The following is a 17,187-nucleotide window of genomic DNA, read 5'->3' as shown; positions in this document are numbered from 1 at the left end:
AGCGCACACCCATAGTGTCGCCAGATCAACGCGAAAGGGCGGGTCGATGAGCATTTTGTACCGGGCGGTCTGGTCGGACAAGGTCATGACGGAGCCGGCCGTGGCCCTCGACGAACTGCGGCTGCGCGTCGCGGCCTGGGCGCAGGAGGTGCCCGAGCCAACGAGGCTGGTCGAGGGGCAGACTGACCTAGACCTGTCTCAGGGCCGTCACCGCACGATCGTCTACCGAGCAGTGACCTCTGACGCCGTCGAGTTCACCGTGCGTGATCAGGTGCCTGACGACATGACCGAATGGATGACCACCATCCGCGTCGCGCTGGATGAGTCCCGCGTTCACATCCTGGTTGAGAACTCAATGGAGTCCGACGACTTCGCACGTCGGGTCTCAATCGGCAGGCCTCGCATCGTGCGCGAGCTGCTCGCGGCTTCGCAGAAACCGTGCATCGGTGGGAGCGTTCTGCTGACCGCACCGCAAGCCATCCCCGCCGAAGGGATCGGGATCTTGGCCGACATCCTGGCCGACCCGCACCGAGGCCTCCCCGTGATCGTGTGCTCCGAACCCGGAGGTAGCCACGACGGCAGCTGGCTCACAACAGCGACCAGGATCGCCGCACGTTCCGAGGGCATCGCCGTCGTCATGACGTTGGACAAGGACGCGGTCACCCTGTTCAAGAAGGAGTTCGGAGACCTTGCGATCTGGGGCGGAGGTGTTCGCGTCTACGCTCCCGTCCCGGTCGAGCCTGACGGAGACGGGTGGCGCCACCGGTATTACCTGCGGTCACGACTGGAGGTCGCACCGCAGGCGACGATCGACCGCATCGTCTACTCGGTGGCTCAGCTCTCCACGCGACGCCGTGTCCCGGACGTCTTCCGGGTCTTCACAGAACAATCCGGCGTTCCTGCCGGCGCACTCGACGACATGGTTCCGGCCGCGCTGTTGGACGAGGCCCGGGAACAGTGGGAGTTCGAGATGGATCTCGCTCTCGAGGAGCACAGCGAGCTGCAGAAGGAGCTTGCGAGGGCGCATGGACACCTGGCTCGTCTCAAGGACGAGCTTCTTTCAGAGGGCTTGACCGATCTGCTGTGGGGGACTCAGCACGAGGTCGACACCTCGATCCCGGATGACGTGCAGGACACGTCCGAAGCGGTTCTTGCAGCCCAGACCTACCTGTCGAAGTGGCTCGCACTGCCCGAGTCAGCGGCGCGAGAGCTTGCCGACATCGACACTGCGCCCACGGCCTTCGCGTGGGGGAACAACACCTGGCGCGGACTGCGGGCCCTCGCGGCGTACGCCGAAGACCGGGCAGGAGGGTGGGACAAGGGCGGCTTCTGGGAGTGGTGCGCCTCGGGTCCGCTGCTCGGGTGGCCAGCCACCACCAAGAAGCTCTCGATGACTGAGAGCGAGTCCGTCCAGAACAACGACAAACTTCGCCGAACGCGTGTGTTCAAGGTGGATTCCGCGGTCAATGAGTCAAATGAGATCACCATGCTTGCGCACCTCAAGGTCTCGGAGGGCGGTGGCAACCTCGCGCCGAGGATTTACTTTCACGACGACACCGGCGGAACGACCGGCATGGTCCACGTCGGATTCATTGGTCCACACCATCTGGTCCCGAACAAGTCCGCGAACTAGTTCACAGTGGCACCTGACAGCGTAAAGAGGAACGGGAACGCTGCCAGGTCGGCCGCCTCGGCTAAACGGGCTCTTCACAGTTGAGGGTGTAGCCGCTCGTGGAGTGGCGGTGGCCGGGTAGGCGTCGAGGTCTTCCGATGATGGAGGTTCCTACACCGACCATCCAGAAGACCTCGACATGTCTGACGCTACCTTCGCCTGTCCTGACCTGAGCACGTACTGCCGCCTGGACGAGCTTGGCCTCGTGGTCACCGGTCAACGCCTTGAGCCGGACCGGGCCGTGCTGGCCTGCCGGGTCGTGGAGCCTGACCGGTGGTGTCGCCGCTGCGGCTGCGAGGGCGCACCTCGCGACACCGTCGTTCGGGAGCTGGCCCACGAGCCGTTCGGGTGGCGACCGACAACGCTGCTCGTCACCATCCGCCGTTACCGGTGCACCGGCTGCGGGCGCGTGTGGCGTCAAGACACCACACGCGCGGCCGAGCCTCGCGCGAAGCTCTCACGCCGTGGGCTGCGCTGGGCCCTGGAGGCGCTCGTGGTCCAGCACCTCACTGTCGCGCGCGTCGCTGAAGGGCTTGGGGTCGCCTGGAACACCGCGAACGACGCGGTCCTGGCCGAGGGCCGGCGGGTCCTCATCGGTGACCCGGCCCGGTTCGACGGGGTCAAGGTCGTCGGCGTCGACGAGCACGTGTGGCGGCACACCAGGCGCGGGGACAAGTACGTCACCGTGGTCATCGACCTGACCGGGATCCGTGACGGGAGCGGCCCGGCGCGGCTGCTCGACATGGTGGCGGGCCGCTCGAAGCAGGCGTTCAAGACGTGGCTGAACGACCGGCCACAGTCCTGGCGTGACCGGGTGGAGGTCGTGGCGATGGACGGGTTCACCGGGTTCAAGACGGCCGCCACCGAGGAGCTGCCCGACGCGGTCGCCGTCATGGATCCCTTCCACGTCGTCCGGTTGGCCGGTGACGCCTTGGACCGGTGCCGTCGCCGGGTCCAGCGGGACCTCCACGGCCACCGCGGCCGCAAGAACGACCCGCTCTACCGGGCGAGGCGGACCCTGCACACCGGTACCGGCCTGCTCACCGACAAACAGAAGGTCCGACTGACCGCGCTGTTCGCGGTCGAAGAGCACGTGGAGGTCGAAGCGACGTGGGGCATCTACCAGCGGATGATCACCGCCTACCGCGAACCCGACCGGAACCGCGGCCGGGAGCTCATGACCGCGGTGATCGACGCGGTCAGCGCCGGAGTCCCGGCTGCGCTCACCGAACTCATCACCCTCGGACGGACCCTCAAGAAGCGCGCCGCGGACGTGCTGGCCTACTTCGACCGGCCCGGCACCAGCAACGGACCGACCGAGGCCATCAACGGCCGGCTCGAGCACCTGCGCGGATCCGCGCTCGGCTTCCGCAACCTCACCAACTACATCGCCCGATCCCTGCTCGAGACAGGCGGATTCAGACCGCGGCTACACCCTCGATTGTGAAGAGCCGCTAAACGTCGCCCGGTTCGACTTAGGTGACGCGGGGTTTTCGCTCACTGCCCCTGGGTGCGGAGGGTCGTGTTGGTGCATGGTGCTCTGATGAATGTCGTCGCGGGGAGAGCCGTAGGGCTGCAGTCTGGGCCGACGGAGTTGAGCAGCCCGGCCTCGAGAGTGGACGACCATGCGTGACTTTGACTCGGAAACAGGTCTCGCTGAGATACCGTCATTCACGGCTGGCCGCACGGCGCTTCACGCTCCGACTTTCGAGGCGCTGAAGAGCTTCGTTGGGCTGCCGCCGCTGTGCAGCGTCGAGCAGGCGAAAGGTGCCAGATGATCAAGTCGGCCAACCAGTACCCGGTGCACACACTGTTCAGCCACGACGGCAACATCCTGTATCGGGTCCCGCCCTACCAGCGGGAGTACTCCTGGTACAAGGCGCAGTGGGAGGACCTGTTCGAAGACCTCATCGAGGCCGACGGTGCACACTTCCTGGGCACCATAATCACGCTCGACCAGACCACCGACACGCTGGAAGGAAACATCCTCCACGTTATCGACGGCCAGCAGCGGCTCACGACCTTGACGCTCCTCTTGGCTGCTGTCTACTCAGTGCTCAAGGAGCACCTCGACGAACTCGACGACGACACTCGCACCGACGTCACGAACCTCGGCCGGCAACTTGTGCGCAAGTCCGATGAGCAGCCCAGGGTGACGCCGCAGAAGCAGGGGCACAACCTCGCCGACTACCGCAGAGTGCTTGAGGAGGCGGGGCTCCCCATCCAAGGGGAATGGAAGCCGTACTATCCCAGCCGCCGGATTGCGCGGTGCTATGGATATTTCCGCTCGGCCATCCTGAAGCTCGCTGAGACAGACGAGATCAGTGAGACGGAAGCGGCGCTGAGGGTGCACGAGGCGGCACTGCGGGCGGTCATCGTGAAGATCGAGGTCGCGAGTCACGCCGATGCGTTCGTCCTATTTGAGTCGCTCAACAACCGCGGCATGCCGCTGTCGCCCGTGGACCTGATCAAGAACCACCTGCTCGCCGAGTCGGAGAAGAAGCAGGTCATGGACGTCGACCAGGCGTTCAAACACTGGAACGAGATGCTAACAAGCCTCGGTGACAGCTACGCCACGCAGGAACGCTTCCTTCGCCACTACTACAACGCCTTCAAGGCTGAGCTCCCCGACGTGCCCAACGCCTCGGTCGCCACCAAGTCCAATCTGATCCGGATCTACGAGGCCCTCCTGGGGAAGAACCTCAAGCAAGTCGTCGATGCACTTGTGGAGTCGAGCAAGATCTATGGACGGATCAACTGCGTGGTCGAGCTCGACCAACCGACGTCGCTCGATCGGGCGTTCCAGCGATTGATGCGTGCCCAAGGAGCGCCGTCCTACGTCCTGCTCATGTGGCTGATGTCGAAGCGGCAGGAGCTGGAGCTCGCTAATGATCACATCGAGTCCGTCGCCCACCTCCTGACTAGCTTCTTCGTGCGTCGCAACCTGACCGGATACCCGCAGACTTACGCGTTGGCGAAGTTGTTCATGACCACGATTGACGCCGTGGGCGACGCGCGCGGCGACGAGGTCCTGGCGGTCGTGCGCGCACGCCTCAACGCCGTCTCGGCCACCGACGCCGAGTTCCGTGCTCGCCTCGTGGGGCGGATCTACGAAGAGAACACCGACGTTGCGAGGTTCGTCCTCGCGATGCTGGCCGAGGACGCCATGACCAAGGAGACCGAAGTCGATCTTTGGCGTCAGGAGAAGAACCACTTCGTCTGGACAATCGAGCACATCCTCCCGCAGGGCGAGAACCTTCCACCGGCGTGGCAGCAGATGCTGGGCGGCAGGGAGGTCTCGGGCCAGGTCCAGGAAGAGCACCGGCACAGGCTCGGCAATCTCACGATTACCGCCTACAACAGCAACCTCGGCAACAAGTCCTTCCTGGAGAAGCGGGACCGCAAGGACTCAAAGGGCAGGCACATCGGCTACCGCAACGGACTCTCCCTGAACGCAGAACTGGCCACGAGAGACTCTTGGACTGCCAACGACATCGAGGAGCGAACGACAGTCCTGGCGAGCAAGGTTGTCGAGCGGTTCCCACTAGGCTGAGTCGGCTGCCGTCCGACAGCGCCCATCGCTCACCTCGGCCCGGCGTCGTCAAGTTGTGCAGTCGTGCCGTCGGGCAGACCTTGGCCGTTCAGATTTGGCGGGATCCGAGTGTGTGGGGCTTCGCGACCGGATAGCCACGTACTGCGCGCATGCGGTCAGTGGTCACCTATGCTTACCAGTCGCCGTAGAGGGTCCAGACGGCGAGGCCGTTCGAGGACACGGAGCCCGCGTCTACGCAGGCATAACTGGCTGGGCACCGCGGCCGCGACGCTGAACGCCCGCCTGGTCGAGCGCTCGTCGTACCGCCGACTGTGTCCGGCCCGTCAATTCGGCCAATTCGTGAATTGACCGGCCGGCGGTGTACTGCTGAGCGCAGAACTCGAGCAACCGCGCACGCTGCTCTGGCGTCTGGTGGGTCGATGAGGTGCCCACAAACTCCGCTAGCACATCGAGCACGGGCCGGCTCGGGTAAGGCATGGTCCGATCCCTTCCCTGCCACTACTCCGTGGTGAAGGGTGGCCCCTCTTCGGCCTCGAACCCTGGCGCAACTGGATCGCTGCCTAGGGTGCCCTCGTCACACAAGGCTTCCCACCTCGACCACAGGCCCAGCAAGTCAGGGATGCTGGCTCGTAGTCCCGACTGGTACCTGACGTCGATGCTCATCTGGTGCAACTTGTCATAGGTTCCAGCCGCGCCCCGGTAGAGCAAGAGCACGAGATCGTTGATACCCCACTCGCGTCCGCCGCTCGTGTGCTTCCGACCTTTGTGCCGCGAGGTGTATCGGTCCTGCGGCAGGAGATCCACGTGCTTGGCGTAGCAGGTGTTCGGATCGTCGAACACGACGTCATCGAGGAGTGCTGCCTTCACACGGTGGTAAGCCGAGTAAAAGAAGCACACCGCAGCCCACTCGTCCCCGGAATCCGCGAGTGCATGGCCGATCTTGGCGTGGCGTTCGGCCCGCTCCCGATGCACCTCCGCCGTGAGGTGCTCAGTTCCCATCAGGCGAACTGGGTCTGGGGTGCTCTCGTCGATGCAGTGTGCGAGAGCTCGACGGACGAGTCGAAGCGGTAATCGAACGAGAGGTCATCGAGGAACATCCCCCTGATTTCGACCATCTTGTCAATCGCTCGCTCCTCCTCGGCCCATGACTGATCACGAAGGACGATTGCAATCTCAGCAGTGGCCGTCAGCTCATCGGCTGCGATCGAGACGGAAGCGAGTCGGTCCCGACCGATGTACGAGACAATCTGCGCGCCGAGGGACTGGACTGCGATCTCGAAGGCGTTCACGCTCCGTATGTAACCACTCATGCCTATGGAGTACCCAAGATTTCTCGGTAACGGTTTGCCAAGTGGACACAGTCGAACTGCGTGCGCCCAACCGTATGTCAGACCGGATGGCGGCGGATCAGGACGGGGAGAACTAGCCCCTCCGTCGCCGACAGGTCGGGGTCTGCAGAACCAATTAGGTCTGCCGCCGTGCTCCCTTCCGGACCACGCCTCGGCTCGGTGAACGGCAGGCGAGACGTGCCCCAAGAGATGGTCATGCTCCGGCGTGTCTCTTCTTCTCTCTCGCGGAGGTCGCGGTGCTCTGGAACGGGCGATATGCCCGAATCCATCAAGAAGGGGACAACATGAGCACCATCGCAACGCTGGCTACCGCGGCCGGCACGACCGGCCTCCAGGGCTGGATCAAGTCCAACATCATCCCGCTACTACTCCTGCTCGTCGCGACAATGCTGTTCGTACTCGCGCAGCGTGGCGACAACGCGAAGGCGATGCGAGTGGTCGCCGGCGTCGTCATCGCGCTGGCCGTGCTGGGTCTCGCCACGAGTGGCAAGGCGGACAGCGTTGGCACGTGGATGGCGTCCCTCATCACGGGATGAGCTGACTATGCGCCTACCGGTCGACGACGAGATCTACAACGTCAACTCCGTCTGGCTGGGTCCTCCCAACCGGACCCTGCCCTTTCGAGCCCGATACAGCGCCTACATGGTGGGCGCGGTCGTGTTCGTGCTCCTGCAGATGATTGAGCGCCGACTGGGCATCGGCCTTGGCTTCTTCTCCCTCGCCTACAGCCTCCTCGCAACAGTCGCCCTAACCCGGCTCATCCTGTCGGTGGTCAACCCCGACCGGCCGCTCGGGGCCGTCCTCGCGGCCTTCGCGCATGAGGTCTCCGCGCCACGTGACGACCAGAAGGTCGCGGCGCACACTGTCCGCCCGGCTCGAGTGCGTGCTGTCCCCTCGCGCCCGAGCCGGGCCCAACGCAAGGCCCTGCGCCGAGCGCATGCAGAGGCAGCCGCGCTTGTGCGCCAGGCCACTATCGAGGGGACGAGCTCATGAGCGGCAAGCGAGGACTCGCACTGCGTCGGATCTCCGGGCACTGCACCGTGACCGCGCAAAAGGTCATGGCCTGGTACCTCCTCGACCCTCAGGGCTGGTCGTTCAGGCCGGATGGCGTCCGGGAGCAGCTCATCGTCGACGGCGCTGACGTGCTGTCACAGCTGGCCAAGCGAGAGGTGCACCTGCGCGTCACGACGCGTCCGTACCCGGTCGCGAAGTGGGCTAGGGACCATGACGCCAATGCGCCGGCACCGCTTCCAGCTTGGAGCAAGCACCTCACGACGGACCAGCACCGGCTCGCGTCTCTCTCCATGGCGGACAAGGAGGTCTATCTCGGGGTCGAGATCCCCAGCCGGAGCCCCCTGCTCAAGGCCCTTGGCTCCATCGGCGACAGCCTGAGCGACAGCCTCGGTGGTGCGATCTCTCAGCGTGAGGTCACGGCCCTCGAGAAGCAGGTCCGCGCCACCGACGAGCTGATGAGCTCTCCTGGTCTCGAAGCTGCTCCAGCGACACCGCGGCAGCTCGAGTGGCTCCTCCACCGCTCCTGCTCGCTCGGGCTGCCGGCTCCGTTGACCTTGGGCGGAGTCACCGACGAGGCCTGGGACCCCGACGACCTGGGCGAGTTCACCGATCGGGTGAACTGGTTCGCCACGCCGTACGGCCGCACCATCCGCGTGGTCGGCGAGCACGATGACCGACGGATCGAACGCCACGTGTGCGTCCTGTCGGTAGGCCGCATGACGGATCTCGACATCCCGCCCGGCATCCCGTGGATGCAGCGGACGGACGAACTGCCGTTCCCCGTGGAATGGTCTGGCCGCATCCTCGTGGAAGATGCAGCCAAGGTCGGAGCCGCGATGCGTCGGAACATCCAGAAGATCCGTGCGCAGGCCAACCACTACGAGCTCGAGCACCACGAGCCCGCACCCGGGGCGCTTGAGCGCCAGGCCAGTCGTGCGCTTGCCGTCGAGGACGAGATCTCGATGGGCCTCTCGGGCCTCTCCACACGCACGACGGGCTGGTACCGAATCGCCGTGTCCGGAGCGACAGAGGACGAGGCAATCGACCGAGCGAGCCTCGTCCGGAAGATGTACGCGCCACAGATCACCATCGCGCGCCCGCAGGACCAGTACGCGGTCGCCCGTGAGTTCATCCCCGGCGAGCGTCTCGGGTCCACGGCATACCGACGCCGTATGCCGGTGACGACCCTCGCCGCCGCGGTCCCCGCGGCCACTGCCACCGTTGGCGACCGAGTCGGCATCCACCTGGGGCAAACCTCCGGCACCTCGGCGCGGGTCGTCACATGGGAGCCCTGGCTGGCCACCGAGCGGGAGGAGGAGTCCGGTCTCGCGGTCCTCTGCGCGGGTCTCGGCGGCGGCAAGTCGACGGCCGGCGGCAACATCATCTACCGCACGGTGATCCAAGGTGTCCCGTGGACCGTTCTAGACCCGTCCGGGCGCCTCACGGCCCTGACGCAGTTGCCCGAGCTCGAGCCGTACTCGCGAGCCGTCGACCTTCTCGACGCCGCTCCCGGCTCACTGTCCACCTACCGCGTCATCGCCGAGCCCGACCGCAAGCACTACGCCGACGAGGCCTCTTGGCGTGCAGCGATGGAGCAGGCCAAGGACACCAGACGGCTCCTCACGAGCAGCGTCATGCGCGCGATGCTGCCCAAGCAGCTGCAGGAACACGTTCTGTCAGAGGTCGCGCTGATGCGTGCCGTGGGGGCCGTCCCTGCCAACGCCTGGTCGTCGTGCGACCAGGTCGTCACTGCCCTGGCAGACCTCAACCGCGGGCCCCACGGTGAGCCGACCGGCGACGCCGAACTGGCCCGTCACGCCGGCTACATGGCCGACTTCCTCCGCGAAGCGGCCAAGACCAGCCACGGCCGCCTCATCTTTCCGGCGGGACGCCCGGCCGGCGAGAACGGCTTCGAACCCCTCCTCACCGTCTACTCCCTGCGGGGTCTGGCCCTGCCCGACGAGAGCACACGCGGCGGTGAGGACCTGGACGAGCGGTTGTCGATGTGCGTCATGTACCTCGCGGCGTGGCTCACCCAGCGCGGCATGTACTTCGGCGACGTCCACGCCCGCAAGGGCATCTTCATCGACGAGGCGTGGGCGCTGTCCACCTTCTCGAGCGGACGCCGGTTCATCGACCGAGCTGCTCGCGATTCGCGCAAGCACAACACCCGCGTCCTCATGGCCTCCCAGAACCCGGCCGACCTGCTCAAGCTCGACTTGGCCAACCTCTGCTCGGCCGCCTTCATCGGTCGCCTCACTGGCGAGGACGCTCAACGTGATGCCCTCCGGTTCATCCCCGGTATCCGCGACGGCCTCGGCTATGAGCAGATCTTCGGGACCCTGTCCCGACCATCGCGTGACGGTCTGCGGGGACCGAGGGAGTTCGTCTTCAGCGACGGGTCTGGCGGGATCGAGCGCATCCGCATGGACCTCTCGGCCCACCCCAACCTGCTCGAGGCCCTCAACACGACGGCCGCGCCCGACAAGGCCCGGAATCGAGTCGAGCGTGCCAACACGCCGGTGGACGCCCCCGGCCAGACGGACGGCGCGTATGCCGAGGGCCTGGACGAGTCGGACGAGAGAGTGAGCGCCTGACATGTCAGCCATTCGCCTTCGCCGCATCGTCCTCGCCTTCCTCGTCATGGCCGCCGGGACGCTCGCCCTCGGCGCCCCGGCCTGGGCGAGCCCTGCCGCACCCAACGCGGCACCGATCACCCTCCCTGCGGCACCGTGGGACTGCAAGTCCGCGCCGACAGCATCGCTACCCGACACGGGGCTGCCGGGCTTCTTCGACCCGGGACCCACACCAGCGCCGCCGAAGGGCGACCCCTGGGCGCCAGGCCGGACCACGACGATCTACGACCAGTACGGCTACGCGGGCCTCGGATGGAGCACCTACGACACCGGTTGTATGGGTGGTCTGGGCGAAATGGACGCCACCATCGACACGTTCATCGGCAACGCCCTCCTGGGTGGCGGCGTGTGGATCAGTTCTGCCACCAACGGAATCCACAACCGCGTCGCACACCCCGAGCAGTACATGAAGCCGCTCGACAACGTCGTTGCCACCGTGACGACGCGCCTGCATGACGCGATCTGGTCCCCGTGGGGGATGGTCTCCTTCCTCGGTGTGGCCGTCCTGCTCCTCTTCTACTCACTGAGCGGACGACTGTCGGCTGTCATGTCCGGAGCAGTGTGGGCGATCTTCGTCCTGGCAGTGCTTTCCGGGATCTCGCAGTACCCGACCCGCGTCGCCAGCTTCTTCGACCAGGCCATCACCAGCTCCGTGGCGTCCGTCAACGAGAGCGCCGCTGGTCTCACAGGCCCGAGCTCGGCCGATCCCACGCGTGCACAAGGCGCCCTCATCGTCGACGACATCCTCTACCAGTCATGGCTGCGTGGAGAGTTCGGTGACCCCGAGAGCCCGGCGGCCAAGAAGTGGGGGCCGCTGCTCTTTCGTGAGTCAACGTTCAGCCGCGCGGAGCTGGCCGCTGCGCGATCCACTCCGGACGGCGTGGAGAAAACGACGCAGCAGAAGGCCGACGACTGGGGTGCCACCACTCAGGAGATCCAGGACCAAGACCCGCTCGCCTACGCCGCTGTCCAGGGAAAGGCCAAGGGGCGAGCCGGTGCCGGCTTCATGGCCTTCATCGGCGTCGCCTTCACGGCGGTGTTCCGGTTGATAGCCGACATCTTCATGTTCGCGGGCCTGGTCATGCTGCGCCTGCTGGTGATGTTCTTTCCCGCGGCCGCCGTCTTCGGCGTCATCGCCCCGATGGCCAGCATCGTGCGGCGCATCGGCAACATCGCCGGCGCCTCAGTCGTCAACGTCATCGCGTTCGGCGTCGGGTCGGCCATCCACAGCGTTGCGATCGCCGCGATCATCAAGGAGGCCAACGGCGCCGGCATGGGGATCCTGTCCCTGGTCATGTGTCTGGTCGTGTCGCTTGCCGCCTTCGTGCTCCTCATGCCGCTCCTCTCGCTGACGAGCATGCTCGGCGGCCAGGCGTCGCAGCGGGGCATGCTGCGCACGGTCGGGAGAACGACCCTTGGCTACTTCGTCGGACGAAAGGCCGTCGACGACGGGAACGAGGACGCCGACAAGAAGGGGCACGCCACCGGGACGACCACCGGTGAGAACGACGATGCGCAGGATGGCCGCATGGGTCAGCGGGACGTCGGGCCTGCCCGCTACGTGCGGCGCGTCAATCTCCCGCCAGAGTCGATCGGGAGACGCTTCGACTCGGTCACCCTGACGCAGCCAGAGGTGCCAGACGCACAACGGTATGTGTCCGGTCGCGTCACCGGTCCCCGTCACGAACTTCCTAGCTCGCCACTGTCGCAAGCGGCTCGCGATGCAGACGCCCCGTCCCAGGTCGTGGCTTCAGCCATGACTCAAACCTCTAGCCAAGTGTCCTCCGGCAGCCGCGCAACCCCGGCCTCCTCTGACTCTGGCCAGGTGTATCCCCATCGTGGAATCGAAGGACAGCTCGTCGACGAGGTGCCGTCAGGGCTGAAGGTGTTGACCCCCATCCAGCGGACCCATGACTCCCACGCGGAGGTCACGGGGGACGGCCTTCGGGTGCGGATGTTCGACGCCGACACCAAGTCGATGGTCACGGTTGAGCCCGGCGAGTCGGAGCGGGGTCGTCGCGATGCCTAACCGCCTGCATCGGCTCATCGAGTGGCCGCTCTGGTCGTGGAGACATCTGAGCGTCAGCGTCGCAGTCCTGCTCGTCGCGCTGGCCCTCGCGGGAAAGGCCACCAGCTACCTCGAACCGCCGCCGGTCCGCCCGGTCGCTGCGCCGGTAGTGGTGACCCCCAGCGGGTCGACGCCGCCACAGCAGTTGCCAAACGTCGCTACCAGCGACCCGACTCCAACCAGTGGAAGGACCACGACAGCGGCCAAGGGCGTGCCGCCGAGTGCTCCTGTTGGCAGGCCGTGGACCAGTGACTCCTGCGAAGCCCCGGCATCCGCGTTCATGACCAACTGGGTAAAGACCGGCCTGTCTCCCGCGAAGTGGCTCGACGGACTTCGCCCTTATGCCGTGCCGAAGCTCATGGACCAGCTGAGCCACACCGACCCCAGCAGCGTCCCGGCCAGCCGGGTGTCACCCAAGTCTGTCGAGGTGCTTTCCCGGTCGGGTGCCGAGAGCTTCCGGTTCGCCACGGATGGTGGCCGCGTCGACGTCACAACTGAGAAGTCGAGTGCGTCGTGTCTGGTGAGCGACCTCGAGCCCGCCAACGATGTTCCTGGTGCGCCGACGCCGACGCTGACGCCTTCCCTGTCGGGCAGCTGACATGGTTGCTCCGCTCGTCGTCGCAGGCCGTGCCCTGATCTGGCGCAGAGTCCGACGCGTCCTCATGCTCTTTCTGCCCCTCGTCCTGGTCGGTGGTCTCGCCGTGGCGCTGTTGATGTCTCTCGTCGGCGGCGCCGGACAGCAGCAATCGCCCGCTGGTGGCGGTGGGTGTCCGGGTGCGGTCATCGACAGCGGGAGCGTGAGTAAGGGCATCGACGGCCTCACCAAGGAGCAGGCGGCGAACGCGCGCACCATCGTCGCGGTCGGACGCGACTTGAAGGTGCCGGCATACGGCTGGGTCGTCGCTGTCGCAACCGCGATGCAGGAGTCCAACCTCGTCAACGTGCCCTACGGCGACCGAGACAGCGTGGGCCTGTTCCAGCAACGCACGGGCTGGGGGAGTGCCGCCGACCGGATGGACCCAGCCACCTCGGCGCGCATGTTCTACACCGGGGGCGGGCAGGGGCAGCCCGGTCTGCTCGACATCGCCGGCTTCGACCGGATGTCCGTCACCGACGCAGCGCAGGCTGTTCAGCGCAGTGCCTTCCCGGGTGCGTACGCGAAGTGGCAGTCACTTGCGATGCAGGTGGTCGGTGATCCCACCGTCCTGTCCGCCGGCTGCTATGCCAACGCGGCCTTCCTCAACGACGGCAGCGCGGGAGGGAAGGCTGTCACAGCTGCAATGGCCGAGATCGGCGTGCCCTACTCCTGGGGTGGAGGTACGGTTCGGGGGCCGAGCGGCGGATTCGGAGTCGGCGCCGGCGTCGTTGGCTTCGACTGCTCGTCGCTGGTGCAATACGCCTGGCACCAAGCCGGTGTCGAGCTGCCACGACTGGCCAGCGCTCAAGCTGCAGCCGTTCAGCGGCTCCCTTCAGATCCCAAGGCTTGGCGACCCGGAGACCTCGTCTTCCTCCATACACCAGGAGACCCACCCGACTACTTCCACCACGTCGCGATGTACGACGGGCAAGGCGGCATCGTGCATGCTCCGCGGCCCGGCCTCACCGTCGAGGTCGTTCACGACTTCATGACCGTGGACTACTACAAGCGCGAGCTTGCCTTTGTCGGTCGCGTGTCCGGGCCGACGGCAGGCGCCCAGGCGGTGGCCGGCCATGGATGAGCTGACTCCTCGTGATGTCGACCGACGGTTCGGCGCCCTCGTCGGCGGTTTCGGGTGGGACGACGGGCCTCGGGACGGCTCCGCAGTAGAAGTTCCGGCGCTGCTCGTTCGTCGGCTCCGAGACGGCGACGTCGTTCCCGCGGGCTCTCGAGCGCGCTTCCTCATGACCACGTACGACGAAGGTGAGCTGACGGCATACGGCTGGCGCAGCGATCTGCGGATCTCGTCCGCCGATCTCGTAGATCTGCCAGGCCTCAAGGAGCCTGGGATCCAGCTCGTCGAGGAGCGTGACCACTACCTCGGTGCTGATGAGAATGGCGTCGCGGTCGACATCTCTCGCGTCTGGGTCGAGGAGCTCGTCCGGGTCCCACAATCCCGGCTCTCACCCTCGGGATCCTGGCTCCAGCCCCTGCTGGAGGATCCGAATGCGCCGCGGGTCGAGCCGCTCAGCCCCGTGCCCGGTCGAACGCATCTCATCGGCTCTCGGCTGGTCCGCCGGCTTGGCGACGGGCGGTACGACACTGACCTCCGCGCCGTGTCTGGCCCGCTGATGAGCGGCGACGGAACGCTCGCGGTCGCCGTGGTCACCGAGGAGCAGTGGTATCGCTGGCACAAAGGCAGCTACACCGCGCTGGACCGCACGGTGGGCCACTTCCCGGCCGAAGAGCTCTGGGCCGAGTGATGACGGAAGCCTGCTGCATTCGCGTGCACGGCGCGGCCAGTCGTGCGCCACGCCTTTGGATCTATATCGTCATCCTATTCATCAGTGCATGGAAGGGTGACATGGCAGAGGTGGGCTTCGAGCTGCGGCGGATCCGGGAAGCAGCTGGCATCTCCGGATCGGCGGTCGCACGCGACCTGGGGTGGTCCCAGTCGAAGATCTCGCGAGTGGAGACTGGCCGTTTCGGCGCCAGCGTGAGCGAAGTGGCCGAGCTGCTCGCCTACTACGGCGTGGCCGAGGAGGTTCGGGCTGAGATCCTTGGCTCGGTGGCGCGGAGCAGCGGACTCGAGGGCGCCTGGGTGGTCAGTGCGGGCGGGGCCCCACGGCGACAGGCAGCCGTCGAAGCTGTGGAGACCCGCGTCAAGCGGCTGAGGCAGTACCAGACAGCCTGGGTCCCGGGGTTGCTGCAGACCGCCGCGTATGCCACGGCGATCTGCGAGGCCGCCGGTCTGAAGCCCGACGTGGTCGTGCCAGCTCGGCTCGAGCGTCAGCGACTGCTAAGTCAACGGCGCGGGGTCCGCTACGACGCAGTCCTGGACGAGTCGGTGCTGCACCGTTCTCCTCGAGCGACGTCCGCTGACATGGCAGATCAGATGACGCGCCTTCTCGAGCTGCTCGACGCTGGCTACGCCGATGTGCGTGTGCTCAAGCTCGGGACAGTTGTTCCCACGTTCGCGGTCGGCTCGTTCGTGCTCTACGAGTTCAAGGCAGGATCCCCGGTCGTTCTCTGCGAGAACCAAACCGCCGACCTGTACCTCTCAGGGGAACGCGACATCACGGCATACCAGAAGCTCTTTCGAGGGCTGCACAAGGACGCTCTCGACGCCGCAGGTTCACGCCAGGCGATCGAGGACGCACGGCGCTACTGGGCGTCGTGACCCAAATGAGAGGGGACGTCATGGAACCCGACTGGAACGCGGCCGTTTGGCAAAAGTCCGTGCACAGCGATACGGGCGCGTGCGTCGAGGTGGCGCAGTCCGCGGGTCTGATCGGTGTAAGAGACACCAAGGCCCAGGGCCGTGGTCCGATCCTCGAGTTCACCGAAGCCGAGTGGCGCGCATTCATAGGCGGCGTGCGCGACGGCCAGTTCGAGTACGACGCGCTGACGACGCCCGGATGACCGAAGCGATGGAAGACCAGCAGCCGATCGACGCTTCGCCAGGGCGAGGTCTCAATCGGCTGCTGGCCTCCACCGGTGTCTCCATCGCCGGACAAGGCATGGTCCTCGCGGCAGTGCCTCTGCTCGCTGCGCGTCTGACGAGCGATCCTTTCGAGGTCTCCCTCACGGTCGCGGCGTCGTATGCCGCTTGGCTGGTCGTGGGCCTCCCCGCGGGTGCTCTCGTGGACCGCTGGCCACGCCGAACGACGATGGTCGTTGCTGATTTGGTCCGTGCGGCGATTGTTGGTGCGCTTGCCGTCGCAGTCCTCACAGAGGTTGTGCAGCTGTGGGCGCTCGTTTCCTGCGTCTTCCTGTTGGGCGTCGCCGGGTGTTTCTTCGACCCCGCGGCGCAGGCGGCGCTTCCTCTAGTCGTTGGACGTGACCAGAAACGACTTGCGAGTGCCAATGGCCGCATATGGTCACTGGACTTGCTGGGCCGGAGCATGGTCGGTCCACCAATCGGTGCAGCTCTCTTCGTCATCGGCGCGAGCATTCCCTTCTTCGGCAACGCGGGCGCCTTCGTGCTTTCTGCCGCGCTCCTAGCGGGGCTTGGTCGGATGGCGCCATCACCGACCATCGCCGAGCACCTCCCAGTGTTCCGGTCAGTTCGAGAAGGCCTCAGATACCTCGGCCGCCATAGCGAACTGCGGCTGCTCACGATCGGTATGGCGCTCTTCAATCTCATGTACAACATCGCCTACTCGACGCTCGTGCTGTTCGCTCGAGAGCGCCTTCAGGTCACGGAGACGGGCTTCGGCTTCCTCTTGGCTGCGTCAGCTGGGGGCGGCCTCGCCGCCGGCTATCTTGTGCCAAGACTTCGGGTGCAGCCACCTGCGACGGTTATCTACGGTGTCGGACTGGCTGTGCAAGGTGTTGGTTGGCTCGGCATACTTGTCTCGCCGAACGCCTGGGTCGCCGGCTTAGCACTTGCCGTGGTGGGGGCGGCGTCGATGTCGGCGACGGTGTTCGGCGGTACAGCCCGTCAACGGCTGACGCCTGACGAGCTGCTGGGTCGCGTAAGTGCCACAACCAGGGTCGCGGGGATCGGAGCCGCCGCTCTCGGTGCGGTCGCAGGTGGGGGGCTCGTCCACGTGTGGGGCCTCAACGCGGGTGTCGCGACCACTTCGTGTGGGGCTCTCGCCGCTGCGGCCGTGCTCGGTGTGGTCCGCCGTCGATCCCTCGGCCGGTAGACGGTAGACCGAAAACAACGGCGCCGCAGGTCTTTCCGCCGTATATTTGGGCTCGTTCGGCGTGTCGTTCAGCCTTCTAACTGGACGTACGGTATTGAATTACAACG

Annotated in this window: 16 protein-coding genes; 13 read left to right on the top strand and 3 right to left on the bottom strand. The window is 66.1% G+C overall.

From position 1 onward, the window contains the following. Window positions 1-46: 46 nt before the first annotated feature. The 3 genes from AB4030_RS00430 to AB4030_RS00420 all read left to right on the top strand — a co-directional run bounded on the left by AB4030_RS00430 (window position 47) and on the right by AB4030_RS00420 (window position 5,225). On the top strand, window positions 47-1,633 hold the full coding sequence (locus AB4030_RS00430; RefSeq protein WP_442277195.1) for a hypothetical protein: 1,587 nt from the start codon (window positions 47-49) through the stop codon (window positions 1,631-1,633). A 178-nt stretch (window positions 1,634-1,811) separates the two neighbouring features. After that, window positions 1,812-3,119, top strand: coding sequence for an ISL3 family transposase (locus AB4030_RS00425; protein ID WP_442277194.1), 1,308 nt, complete (start codon window positions 1,812-1,814; stop codon window positions 3,117-3,119). A gap of 327 nt (window positions 3,120-3,446) precedes the next feature. Continuing rightward, window positions 3,447-5,225 carry a DUF262 domain-containing protein gene (locus AB4030_RS00420; RefSeq protein ID WP_442277193.1) on the top strand — a complete coding sequence of 593 codons (1,779 nt, stop codon included), beginning with the start codon at window positions 3,447-3,449 and terminating at the stop codon, window positions 5,223-5,225. 231 nt (window positions 5,226-5,456) lie between these two features. Here the strand turns inward: AB4030_RS00420 and AB4030_RS00415 are convergent, their stop codons facing one another. The 3 genes from AB4030_RS00415 to AB4030_RS00405 are packed head-to-tail and all read right to left on the bottom strand — an operon-like array spanning window position 5,457 to window position 6,514. Continuing rightward, window positions 5,457-5,702, bottom strand: coding sequence for a helix-turn-helix domain-containing protein (locus AB4030_RS00415; protein ID WP_442277192.1), 246 nt, complete (start codon window positions 5,700-5,702; stop codon window positions 5,457-5,459). Between the two features lie 21 nt (window positions 5,703-5,723). Then, window positions 5,724-6,224 carry a hypothetical protein gene (locus AB4030_RS00410; protein ID WP_442277191.1) on the bottom strand — a complete coding sequence of 167 codons (501 nt, stop codon included), beginning with the start codon at window positions 6,222-6,224 and terminating at the stop codon, window positions 5,724-5,726. Further along, window positions 6,224-6,514 carry a hypothetical protein gene (locus AB4030_RS00405; protein ID WP_442277190.1) on the bottom strand — a complete coding sequence of 97 codons (291 nt, stop codon included), beginning with the start codon at window positions 6,512-6,514 and terminating at the stop codon, window positions 6,224-6,226. The genes AB4030_RS00410 and AB4030_RS00405 overlap by 1 nt, the downstream gene beginning before the upstream one ends. A gap of 344 nt (window positions 6,515-6,858) precedes the next feature. Here AB4030_RS00405 and AB4030_RS00400 point away from each other — a divergent pair, with 344 nt between their 5' ends. The 10 genes from AB4030_RS00400 (at window position 6,859) to AB4030_RS00355 (ending at window position 17,080) form a co-directional block, all read left to right on the top strand. Further along, window positions 6,859-7,110 (top strand): hypothetical protein, encoded by a 252-nt coding sequence (locus AB4030_RS00400; protein ID WP_442277189.1) that lies wholly within the window; start codon window positions 6,859-6,861, stop codon window positions 7,108-7,110. Window positions 7,111-7,117: 7 nt separating this feature from the next. Continuing rightward, window positions 7,118-7,567 (top strand): hypothetical protein, encoded by a 450-nt coding sequence (locus AB4030_RS00395; protein WP_442277188.1) that lies wholly within the window; start codon window positions 7,118-7,120, stop codon window positions 7,565-7,567. Beyond that, window positions 7,564-10,185, top strand: coding sequence for an ATP-binding protein (locus AB4030_RS00390; protein WP_442277187.1), 2,622 nt, complete (start codon window positions 7,564-7,566; stop codon window positions 10,183-10,185). Before AB4030_RS00395 ends, AB4030_RS00390 begins: the two co-directional genes overlap by 4 nt. Window position 10,186: 1 nt before the next feature. After that, a complete protein-coding gene (locus tag AB4030_RS00385) occupies window positions 10,187-12,253 on the top strand; it encodes a hypothetical protein (protein ID WP_442277186.1) in 2,067 nt (688 codons plus the stop codon). Between the two features lie 319 nt (window positions 12,254-12,572). Next, window positions 12,573-12,890, top strand: coding sequence for a hypothetical protein (locus AB4030_RS00380; RefSeq protein ID WP_442277185.1), 318 nt, complete (start codon window positions 12,573-12,575; stop codon window positions 12,888-12,890). A gap of 1 nt (window position 12,891) precedes the next feature. Continuing rightward, window positions 12,892-14,010 carry a C40 family peptidase gene (locus AB4030_RS00375; protein ID WP_442277184.1) on the top strand — a complete coding sequence of 373 codons (1,119 nt, stop codon included), beginning with the start codon at window positions 12,892-12,894 and terminating at the stop codon, window positions 14,008-14,010. A gap of 163 nt (window positions 14,011-14,173) precedes the next feature. Beyond that, on the top strand, window positions 14,174-14,692 hold the full coding sequence (locus tag AB4030_RS00370) for a hypothetical protein (RefSeq protein WP_442277183.1): 519 nt from the start codon (window positions 14,174-14,176) through the stop codon (window positions 14,690-14,692). Next, window positions 14,692-15,609: a helix-turn-helix domain-containing protein gene (locus AB4030_RS00365; protein WP_442277682.1), complete on the top strand. Its 918-nt coding sequence runs from the start codon at window positions 14,692-14,694 to the stop codon at window positions 15,607-15,609. The genes AB4030_RS00370 and AB4030_RS00365 overlap by 1 nt, the downstream gene beginning before the upstream one ends. Window positions 15,610-15,629: 20 nt before the next feature. After that, entirely contained in the window at window positions 15,630-15,851 is a 222-nt protein-coding gene (locus AB4030_RS00360; protein ID WP_442277182.1) for a DUF397 domain-containing protein, read from the top strand. Further along, window positions 15,848-17,080 (top strand): MFS transporter, encoded by a 1,233-nt coding sequence (locus AB4030_RS00355; protein ID WP_442277181.1) that lies wholly within the window; start codon window positions 15,848-15,850, stop codon window positions 17,078-17,080. The genes AB4030_RS00360 and AB4030_RS00355 overlap by 4 nt, the downstream gene beginning before the upstream one ends. Window positions 17,081-17,187: the final 107 nt, after the last annotated feature.

The sequence above is a fragment of the Terrabacter sp. 2YAF2 genome, from assembly GCF_052114705.1.
GTDB lineage: Bacteria > Actinomycetota > Actinomycetes > Actinomycetales > Dermatophilaceae > Terrabacter.
Note: the sequence above shows the minus strand (reverse complement) of the source record. Positions and strands in the feature narration are given on the sequence as shown.

Bases quoted from the DNA above. Each gene is read 5' to 3' on its own strand.
- AB4030_RS00425 (WP_442277194.1), top strand. From the start codon at position 1,812: ATGTCTGACGCTACCTTCGCCTGTCCTGACCTGAGCACGTACTGCCGC.
- AB4030_RS00380 (WP_442277185.1), top strand. From the start codon at position 12,573: ATGACCAACTGGGTAAAGACCGGCCTGTCTCCCGCGAAGTGGCTCGAC.
- AB4030_RS00355 (WP_442277181.1), top strand. From the start codon at position 15,848: ATGACCGAAGCGATGGAAGACCAGCAGCCGATCGACGCTTCGCCAGGG.
- AB4030_RS00400 (WP_442277189.1), top strand. From the start codon at position 6,859: ATGAGCACCATCGCAACGCTGGCTACCGCGGCCGGCACGACCGGCCTC.
- AB4030_RS00365 (WP_442277682.1), top strand. From the start codon at position 14,692: ATGACGGAAGCCTGCTGCATTCGCGTGCACGGCGCGGCCAGTCGTGCG.
- AB4030_RS00415 (WP_442277192.1), bottom strand. From the start codon at position 5,702: ATGCCTTACCCGAGCCGGCCCGTGCTCGATGTGCTAGCGGAGTTTGTG.
- AB4030_RS00430 (WP_442277195.1), top strand. From the start codon at position 47: ATGAGCATTTTGTACCGGGCGGTCTGGTCGGACAAGGTCATGACGGAG.
- AB4030_RS00420 (WP_442277193.1), top strand. From the start codon at position 3,447: ATGATCAAGTCGGCCAACCAGTACCCGGTGCACACACTGTTCAGCCAC.
- AB4030_RS00410 (WP_442277191.1), bottom strand. From the start codon at position 6,224: ATGGGAACTGAGCACCTCACGGCGGAGGTGCATCGGGAGCGGGCCGAA.
- AB4030_RS00360 (WP_442277182.1), top strand. From the start codon at position 15,630: ATGGAACCCGACTGGAACGCGGCCGTTTGGCAAAAGTCCGTGCACAGC.
- AB4030_RS00390 (WP_442277187.1), top strand. From the start codon at position 7,564: ATGAGCGGCAAGCGAGGACTCGCACTGCGTCGGATCTCCGGGCACTGC.
- AB4030_RS00375 (WP_442277184.1), top strand. From the start codon at position 12,892: ATGGTTGCTCCGCTCGTCGTCGCAGGCCGTGCCCTGATCTGGCGCAGA.
- AB4030_RS00385 (WP_442277186.1), top strand. From the start codon at position 10,187: ATGTCAGCCATTCGCCTTCGCCGCATCGTCCTCGCCTTCCTCGTCATG.
- AB4030_RS00395 (WP_442277188.1), top strand. From the start codon at position 7,118: ATGCGCCTACCGGTCGACGACGAGATCTACAACGTCAACTCCGTCTGG.
- AB4030_RS00370 (WP_442277183.1), top strand. From the start codon at position 14,174: ATGACCACGTACGACGAAGGTGAGCTGACGGCATACGGCTGGCGCAGC.